The organism is Desulfatibacillum alkenivorans DSM 16219, assembly GCF_900142135.1.
GTDB classification, from domain to species: Bacteria; Desulfobacterota; Desulfobacteria; order Desulfobacterales; family Desulfatibacillaceae; genus Desulfatibacillum; species Desulfatibacillum alkenivorans.
This window is the reverse complement of sequence record NZ_FQZU01000045.1, coordinates 1-9,181: the sequence shown is the minus strand read 5'-3', so window position 1 is coordinate 9,181 and position 9,181 is coordinate 1. Positions and strand designations below refer to the sequence as shown.

Below are 9,181 nucleotides of genomic sequence, written 5' to 3'. Positions count from 1 at the left end.
TCCCTAAGAGCATGCTATTTTTTTTAAAACTTTAAAGGTGGTGGTGAAAAGTTAAAACAAAAAAAACCAGCATCCCCCTCACGGAGCATTTTCCTCCAGGATGCCGGCGTCAGTCCTATATAAAGCGTCAAAATAACGATCCGCTTTCTCAAACATCACTTCCCGATCCGATTCCGACTTTACCAGATCGAAAAAATAAAGCTCTATCTCAGAACTCTTCCTATATCGCTTTGCTTCCCACGTGTTTAATTCAATATCCCGCACCAACAAAGCGATTTGCTTGAGCTTGGGGTCTTCCAGATGATACGCGGCCATTAGGTTGTCAAAGGAGGATTGATTGAACTTACGGCCCATACCTGCGTCGGGCGCGTCAAAAGGCACGCCCTCTTCAATGGGCGTTCCTTTTGGCAAAACCTTAATCGCGGCTCCAGGCGAAATATGCCTTTTTATGAGCCACATAGAAGCCAATTTATCCACTTCAAATCCATCCCACGTAACATATAGCGCCGCCTCCATCCCAAACAAAGGCGGACATAAAAATCCGGTACCGTGAATTATTACAAGCAATATTAGGCAGGTCAATTTATTTCCCATATCTATACTCCTCGAAACATTCCAAAACCTCTTTTCGAGTGATTATCCTGTCTTTTTTATTGATCCAGAACTTCTTTATCCGGCCGGAAACCATAATCGCCATGGAGTCGGCCTTTTCTATGGCTTCATTGACATTATGGGTCACGATAATACTGGCAATATTTTGTGTGCGCACCTGCTCTAAAAACAGGGAAAGCAGATTTTCCTTGAGAATTTCATCTAAATTGCTGAAAGGCTCATCCAACAAAAGCCGCCTTGGCTTGGAGGCCAGAGCTCTTGCAATGGCCAGACGCTGTTTCTCCCCTCCCGATAACTGATCCGGATAATGCTTCTCCTTGCCGTCTAACTTCATCCGGGTCAGCAGGTCCTTTCCGGTTTCGCCGTCTCCCCTTTCCACAAAAGCAATGTGCTGCTCCACAGTCATGTGCGGCCACAAGGCCAAAGACTGAAAAATCATTGATGTTTTTCGCTCTTCGGGCGGCGCAGCAAAGGCGCCCTTCGTGGCAACCTGGGCGGATAAAATGACCTCCCCTGAGTCCGGCGTTTCCAGACCTGCAATTATCCTAAGCAAGGAGGTTTTTCCGGCGCCTGAAGGGCCCAGTAAGGCAAGGCATTGTCCTGGCTCAGCCTGCAAACTCACATCTCTAAGAATAGGCTTCTTATTCCTGCTAAATGAAACCTGGTTTACTTGGATCATCTCCAGGCTCTCCCCGATAAGTATTTATAGATGAGAAGGAGCAGCGCCAGGGACGCGGCCGTTAACGCAAGTAAAAACAAACTGAGGGCGCAAACCGTCTCATCCGCTCCGTAATGAAGATAGTTGTAAATCGTAATAGGCAAAGTGGACCTGCCCGGAGCGACAACCAAAAGGCTTGTGCCAAGGTTGGATAAAGATAATATGAACCCGACAGCAAAGCCCGCAATCAGCGAGGGCGCGGTTAACGGCAGAAGTATCCGTGCTGCAACCTTCAGTGGACCGGCGCCCATTCTGCCAACGCTTTCCAGGTCTTCATCCACCCTTTTTATCCCAGCTGAAATCACCTTGATTACAAAGGGGCTGTATGCCGCTATCATAGCTAATATCAGCAACAGCGAGGTTCCGTATACGGCGTCAAAAAAAGGTTGATTCCACAAAGTAATAAACCCTATGCCCAACACGATGGAAGGAGCTCCAAAAGGCGTCTGAATTAAAAAATCCAGCACGCCCCTCAGTCCGCCACGCATTCGAACCAGACAGTACGCCACAGGAAAGGAAAAAAGCGCCATGCCGCCAGCGCTCGCGGCGGAGGTCCACAAGCTATACCAAACCGCCCCGGCGCCGCCCTTCCATGCATTCCCATAGTTGACCAAATTCCCCGCGCCCTTCAATAATGCCAGAATAGGCGCCGCCAGGGCAAGAAACGTTATTACCGCAGGAAAAAGGGCCAAGACATAACGACGCCTTCCAAGGGAGTAAACGATGCCTCCGCCTTGGCTTCTCCCCAGATTGACATAGGATTTTTCGCCCATATACCGCATTTGGGCCCAAACAAATATCAACGTCGTAAAAATCAGCGGCAGGGATAATATTGTAGCGGATTTCTCATCATAGTAGGCGCTAAAAAAAATAAATATTTCAAGCGGATATACCTTTAAACGTAAAATATCCGCCACTTCAAAATTGATGATTGTAAAAACAAAAACCAAAATAGCCCCGCAGGCTATATGCGGAAAAAGCAAAGGCAAAGTTACTTTTCGCATCGCCGCCCACGGACCCCGGTGAAGCCTGGCAGTTTCCTCCAGACTCTGATCCATGGCCTCCAGCCCTGACGAAACCAGCAACGTTACAATGGGGTAAAAGGAAAGAATGAAAACAAAAAATGCAGCGGGCAAACCGGTCATTCCGGTCCATCCGGAATCGATGCCGCCCGGTATGTATTTGGACCAGACAATTGCCTGAATATAGGGAGGAAGAATAAGGGAAAGCCAGTAAACCTTTCTAAAAAAAGAGCGGCCCCAGACATCCGTGCGATTCAACAATAAAGACATGGGCGCCCCAAGGATTACGCATCCCAAAGAGGCGCCCACGCCAAGTAACACGCTTCGGCCCAAAAGAACCCATTGCCTGGAGGTCAGCTTCAACACATGCAGGTTCTCAAATGATAGGCTTCCTTCCCCGTTCGTTAATGCGCTGAAAAACAGCATCAAAAAGGGAGCAAGCACAAACCCTGAAAACAGCAATGAAAAGGCCAACAGTCTCTTTCGGCCCATGAGGTTCTCCGCCATGAATTACCGCACAAATATTTCCTGGCAAAACTTCGCGGAAGGCTCCAGGTAGTCTGCAACCTTGGCATAATCTACCTCCATGGCCTTGAACCCCGGAGGCGAAGATCCTTTGCGAAGTGGAATTTGTGCTGACTCCCCTTCCTGTAAAGCCTTTTCCGTTTCAGGCGATAACAGATAATCGATCAGCTTTTGTCCTGTCTCAGGATGAGGAGCGCCTTTAATCATCATTACCGTATTGGGTATCAATAAGGTTCCCATTCCCGTCGAGTCAGGAAAAATCATTTGAACCGGATCACCCTTGTCTATGGCCACCTGGGCGTCGTCTGTGTCTGTAAAGCCTACGGGAACCTTTCCCTGGACGACCAGGTCCCTGGTCACGGAATTGCCGTCAACCACCAGCACATCATTGGCTGCAAGCCCTTTCAGGTAAGCCTCCGTCTTTTCAGTCCCTATGTAGTCATAAAGCGCAGCCACATGCATAGCCGTGGTGCCGAACAACGGATAGGCTATGGTTACCTTTCCTTTCCATTCCGGTTTGGTAAAGTCCAAAATGGAAGGCGGCAAATCCTTTTCCTGAATCATGGTTGTGTTGATCAAAAGAACTCTCGCCCTGCCTGCAAATCCCGTCCAGTACCCGTCTTTGTCCTTAAAGGTAGCAGGAAAATCATCATAGTACACGGACTTGTAAGGAGTAAGCACGTCCTCCTTCAAAAGTTGTATAGTCCGGATGACTTCGGAATTCCAGAATACATCGGCTCTGGGCCTCCTTTTTTCCGCAATCAAACGGTTAACCAAACCAACTGTTTTGCTTGCCTCCACATCATACATGGCAAGGACTTTGATCCCCGTGTCCTTTTCAAACTTCTGCAAAATAGGTTCGCTGAACATTCTGTCCACTGAAGTGTATACAACCACTTCTTCCGCCGACGCGCTCGTCGCCAGCACTCCTACCAGCAATATTGACAATAATATGCGCCAGTGCTTCATTTTCCCCTCATACTCTTGATTTGGTTGGATTAAATGGGTTTCTTCCTAAATCCCTTAAGGGATCTTCATAATGAATACCACAATGTAGTATTCTTTTACAACTTATTGGAGCAATATAACATTACATTTATGTTAGTACGTGAGGATTCAAGCAGGTGGGAGGATTTCCGCCCTCAAGCATTGCCAGCAGGTTCTGCGCGGCAAGCAAAGCCATATTGCTTCTCGCTGTGTCAGTAGCGGACCCGGTGTGCGCAGCCAAAACCACATTATCCAACTCGCGCAGCCCATGCGTGAGCTTAGGCTCGAATTCATATACATCCAAACCAGCTCCTGCAATCTCGCCGGACTTAAGAGCTTCGACCAAAGCAGACTCATCCACAACCGGTCCTCTGGCCGTATTTATAAGATACGCCGTATTTTTCATCTTTTTAAAAGAGTCGGCATTGAACATATGCCTGGTTTCCGGCGTGAGCGGGGTATGGAGGCTAATGAAATCAGACTGCGTCAATAATTCATTCAGTTCAACTTTTTTGGCGTTTAAAGCCTTTTCAAAATCAGGCTTTTTAGTTCGGCTGAAATACAAAACCCTCATATTAAAGCCTTGGGACATTTGGGCCATAGCGCGTCCAATGCGGCCGGCGCCCACAATGCCTAATGTTTTTCCGGTAACCTCGGCCCCTATGAACTGCAACGGGCTCCACCCCTTCCAGGCGTCATTACGCACCAGTTTGTCGGATGCCGGAATATGCCTGCAAACCGATAACAAGAGCGCCCAGGCCATTTCAGCAGTAGCGATGGTCAGCACATCCGGAGTATTGGAAACAGGTACGCCGCGCCTCGTGGCTTCCTCCACATCAATATTATCAAACCCAACAGCGTAGTTGGCATAACCTTTCAAATTTGGCGCAGCATCAAAAAATGTACCGTCGATTCTTTCGGAAAGCAGGCCGATTACCCCGTCTGCATCCGCAATAGCCTCAAATAACTCATCCTGGCTCAAAGGCCGGTCGTGGGGATTTACCCGAACCTCGCATGTCTGGCTTAACAGTTCTATCCCCTCTTTTGGAATAGCCCTTGTGACGTAAACTTTATGCTTTTTCATGGGAAAACTCCTTAACAGGCGTGGAAGCAAAGGAGCCCCAGGCGGGGGTCCGCCTGGGGCTCATGGAGTTAAAAGGGGTGAACCAGGTCCCTGGAGAGCGAGCCCCAAGGACCTGGGTTGATGTTATTCGTCGTCTTCCGGGGTGATGCCCTTGCCTTCGATCATGAACAGGTCGTCGAACGGAGCAAAGACGGAGTCGCCGAACACGTCCAGCTGCAGGACGTAAGGCCAGATCTCGTTGCCGATCACCGCCTGGTTCTGGGCGATGCCCTGGAAGTACCAGTCCGTGAACTGATTCACGCCGTCCACAACTCCGCCCACGCCCGGAGCTGCGCCAGGCTCTTCGGAGTTGAACAGCACCAGGCCCGGGATTCTTTCGTCCGGGTACAGGGCGTACACGTCGCGGCCCTGGAGGTTGGCGGACAGCCAGCCGTCGTCCAGGCCTCCGGCCTCGATGAACAAGGCGCCGGTCACGTCCACATCAATGGGCAGTTCAAAGACGCCGATGGTGCCGTTGGTGGCCTCCAGGTAAGCCCAGGGAGCCGAGATCACCGTGGTGGTGTCCACATCCAGGTTCAGGATGGATCCGCTGGTGACGATCCAGATCTTTTCCGAGGCCGCCACGTCGCCTATGAACACGTTGCCGTAGGTGTTGTCCAGCGGGGTGTTGTCCACGTTCCGCAGGTACACGTGGCCGTAGTCGGTCCGGACTTCCACGAAGTCCACATCCACTTCCATGCCGTAGGTGTTCAGGCCCTGCTGGAAGAAGTTGATATTGCCGTTGCCCGTGGTCAGGCTGTTCACAACCACCCGGCTGTCGGCTTCGTTCCACAGGATGACGTCGCCTATCATGGTGTCCGCCGTGATGAAGTCCGCCTCGGTTTCCAGGGCGGCGTTCATGCCGATGCCAAGGCCTGCGTTCAGGTCCATGGTCGTGGCCGTGATGTCGATGTCCAGGAACGCATCCGGTTCCGCCTGCAGGTCGTCGATGAACCCGGCCGCCGTGATGCTCACCGTATCGCCCAGGGCCGTGATGCCGCCCGCGGCCGTGCCGATGAGGATGTCGCCGTTAGGCGTGGTGTTGGTGATGGTGATGTCGCCGTCGCCCGCGGCTGCTCCGCCGGCCGCGGCCAGGTTCACGGTCAGGTCCGTGGTTCCGGTGTAACCCTCTTTGGAGTACTGATCAAAGTTGATGTCTCCGGAGCCCGTGGTCAGGGACGTGATGGTCACCATGGCCGGGGTGGACGCTTCGTTATCCAGGTCGATGGCGCCTCCTGTGGTGTCCGCCTCGATGGTGTTGGTGATCTCCATCTCGATGGCTTCCGAGCTTCCGATGCCGTCCTCCGCGTTCAGGTCCACGTTGGCTGCGAAGATGTCCGCATCCAGTTCGTCGACTACGTCGTCGATGCCGCCCGACCCCGCCGCCGTGATGGTCACGTCGTTGCCGATGGCCGAGACCACGCCCAAGGTGATGTCGCCATCGGTGTTGATGATGGTGATGTCGCCGTTGTCGGTCCGGGCCAGGGTCACCAGCAGGTTGCCGGCGGCCGTGCTTTCATAATTGATGTCGCCCGAAGCCGTGGTCAGGCTGTTCACCGTCACGGGGCCCGCAGCGCTGTTGTTCAGGTCAATGGCGCCCGTATCCGTGTCCGCGTCCACCGAGGTGGTCGTGGCCAGGTTGATGGGCGTCCCTGCGCCGATGCCCGTGTCCGCATCCAGGTCCACGGTGGGCGTGGTGATCAGGGCGGCGCCGGTTCCGTCAATGGCGCCGTCCGAGTCGATGGTCACCGAGGTCAGGCCGGTCACCGTGTTCACCCAGATGTCGCCGTTCAAGCCGTTCTCCACGTACACGTCGTCATCGCTGGTCACCTGGGTCAGGATGATGCCGTCGGTTTCGTGGATGGTTACGTCGCCCACCGCCTGGATGTCCGCGGATTTCACCGTGGTGTCCACGTTGGCGTAGCCGGTGATGGCGCCGCCCGCGTCGTTGTCAATGATCAGGGCGGAGCCCGCTGCGATATCCGTGCCCGAGTTTCCGTCGTTCTGGACGCTGCCGTTGGGCAGGTGCAGGCTGACGTTGGTCGCTGCGTCGATCTCGTTCACGATGATGTCGCCGGCGTTCAGCAGGGTCACGTCCACGCTGCCCGCGGAGTCGATGTCCCTGAGGGTCACATCGTCCAACTCCTCGATGACCACGTTGCCGGCCGCGCCGCCATTGGCGTCGATGATATTGCCGACAGTGTCTATATCAATGCCGTTGGTGGCCGTGACGTCAATGATGTTGCCTGTGATGTCGCCCGCGCCGGCCACCCAGCCGATGGTGTTAATGGTTACGTCGCCCAGCGAACCCGCGTTGATGAACTGATCCACGGAGAGGTTGCCGGCCGTGTCGATGTCTATGTTGTAGCCGTTGGAGTCGATGCCGCTCACGCCGTTCACCGTACCCACGGTCAGGCCCGTTGCTGCATCGTCGTCAATGGCCACCGTACCGGTCGTATCCACCGCGATCTCAGTCATGGCGTTGCCGGGCTGAGCCAGGCTTACCGCGCCGCCGGCCGTCACTTCCACGCCCACGTCCGTGGTCACCATGCCGCCGGTCTGGTTCACGCCGCCGGATGCGTGCAGCATGATGCTGCCGCTGGCGCCGGTCACGTCATTGCCCAGGATGATATCCCGGTCCGGACCGTTGGTGGTCAGGGTGATGGTCCCGGGGCCGTCCGCGTCCAGCACGCCCACGGTCAGGAGGTCGCCGTTGGCCGTGGTGATCACGATGGAGCCGGAGTTGGCCGTGTCAAATCCGTTGGCGCCCACCGTCAGGTCGGTCTCTTCACGGATGGTCACGTTGTTCACCACGTTGGCGCCCGCGGCATGAGCCGTGTGCACCTCGGTGTCCAGGTTCACGTCGCCATTGGCGTTGGCGTCAACCACCAGGATGCCGGCGAACACGTCTCTTGTGCCCGTTCCCGTGCTGTCCCAGATGTCGCCCGAAGCGTTCAGGTTCACCGTATCGCCGGCCGCTTCCACGTACCGCACGTCCAGGCTTCCGCCCGCCGTCAGGGTCACGTTCTGGCCGGTTCCCTGAGCCCGTACGTCCATGGCGATCAGGTTGTCCCCGTCAACATACGTGATGTCGCCGTTCTGGGTCTCGGCGTACAGGGTGTCCACGTTATTGCCGCCGCCGTCCAGGATGTCCCCGTCCTCGAGGATGGTCACATCCAGGGTTCCGCCGGTGGTGTTTTGGATCGTCACGGTGTCTGCTTCGTCGATGAACGCAACGCCGGCTGCGCTGAAGGTAGCGACTATCGTGTCGGCGTCCGTGTTCAGGTCAATGGAGCCCGTGGCGTCCGCGTCCACCAGGGAGGCGGTCACAACAGCCCCGTCCACCGTGGTGATGTTTCCGCCAAGCGCGCTCAGGTCGGCCGTGCCGCCGCCCGCCGTGATGTCTGCGTTCACGTTCAGGCTGGCCGCTGCGTCCAGGGTGACGTCGCCCTTGGCCGTGATCACGCCGGACAGGCCCTGATCCACGCCGTCAACCGCGCCCACCGTCAGGTCGCCGCTGGTTCCGTCGATTTCAATATCGCCGCCGGCCAGCACCGCCAGGGTTACGCCGTTGTTACCCAGATCGATGTTCGTGACGCTGCCCGCCGCTTCCAGGGCAACCTCAGGAGAGGTGATCACGCCGCCCGTGATATTGCCGCCGGATTCGATGGCCGCCCGGGTCGTTGCATCCACGCTAACCACGGTCACAGTGCTTCCGGCCGTGATCTCCGCGTCGCCGCCCGAGACCACGTTGGTCAGGGTGACGCCGTCGGTTTCTCTCACAGTCACGTCGCCCGTGGCCTCGATGTCCACCGAGCCCACCGTGGTTTCCACGGTCACGTCGCCGGACACCGCGCCTGCGGAAGGTCCGTCAACGGTCAGGACCGTGCCCGTGATCAGGGTGGAGGGATCGCCGTCGTCCAGCACGTCGCCCGCGCCGCCCAGGGTCAGGTCCACTGTGGTCGCCGCCGTGATGGTCCCGACGGTCACGTCGCCCGCGCCCTTGGTGGTCACGTCCACCGTGCCGGCCGGAGCCGTCACGCTGAACAGGTACACGTCGTTGGTTTCTTCTATTATAATGTTGCCGGCGGGGGTGGTCGCGTTGATCACGTCCGCCGTGGTGTCCATGTCAATGCCCGTAGCCGCGGTTGCGTCCACCAGGAAGCCCGTCACCATGCCGGCGCCCGCGATGGA

General features: G+C 55.7%; 6 protein-coding genes. All 6 read right to left on the bottom strand.

The features are described from left to right. Positions 1–78: 78 nt before the first annotated feature. Complete coding sequence (locus BUE18_RS23480) at positions 79–594, bottom strand: chromate resistance protein ChrB domain-containing protein (RefSeq protein ID WP_073478598.1); 516 nt, start codon at positions 592–594, stop codon at positions 79–81. Then, complete coding sequence (locus tag BUE18_RS23475; RefSeq protein ID WP_073478597.1) at positions 584–1,291, bottom strand: ABC transporter ATP-binding protein; 708 nt, start codon at positions 1,289–1,291, stop codon at positions 584–586. The genes BUE18_RS23480 and BUE18_RS23475 overlap by 11 nt, the downstream gene beginning before the upstream one ends. Further along, positions 1,288–2,622, bottom strand: coding sequence for an ABC transporter permease (locus BUE18_RS23470; protein ID WP_170868449.1), 1,335 nt, complete (start codon positions 2,620–2,622; stop codon positions 1,288–1,290). The genes BUE18_RS23475 and BUE18_RS23470 overlap by 4 nt, the downstream gene beginning before the upstream one ends. Positions 2,623–2,862: 240 nt before the next feature. Further along, positions 2,863–3,846, bottom strand: coding sequence for an extracellular solute-binding protein (locus BUE18_RS23465; RefSeq protein ID WP_073478595.1), 984 nt, complete (start codon positions 3,844–3,846; stop codon positions 2,863–2,865). 127 nt (positions 3,847–3,973) lie between these two features. Next, positions 3,974–4,948, bottom strand: coding sequence for a 2-hydroxyacid dehydrogenase (locus BUE18_RS23460; RefSeq protein WP_073478594.1), 975 nt, complete (start codon positions 4,946–4,948; stop codon positions 3,974–3,976). A 123-nt stretch (positions 4,949–5,071) separates the two neighbouring features. Beyond that, on the bottom strand, positions 5,072–9,181 hold a 4,110-nt coding region (locus BUE18_RS28095), incomplete at its 5' end, for a beta strand repeat-containing protein (RefSeq protein ID WP_170868401.1).

Coding starts and splice junctions, on each gene's coding strand:
- BUE18_RS23480 (WP_073478598.1), bottom strand. CDS start 594: ATGGGAAATAAATTGACCTGCCTAATATTGCTTGTAATAATTCACGGT.
- BUE18_RS23475 (WP_073478597.1), bottom strand. CDS start 1,291: ATGATCCAAGTAAACCAGGTTTCATTTAGCAGGAATAAGAAGCCTATT.
- BUE18_RS23470 (WP_170868449.1), bottom strand. CDS start 2,622: ATGTCTTTATTGTTGAATCGCACGGATGTCTGGGGCCGCTCTTTTTTT.
- BUE18_RS23465 (WP_073478595.1), bottom strand. CDS start 3,846: ATGAAGCACTGGCGCATATTATTGTCAATATTGCTGGTAGGAGTGCTG.
- BUE18_RS23460 (WP_073478594.1), bottom strand. CDS start 4,948: ATGAAAAAGCATAAAGTTTACGTCACAAGGGCTATTCCAAAAGAGGGG.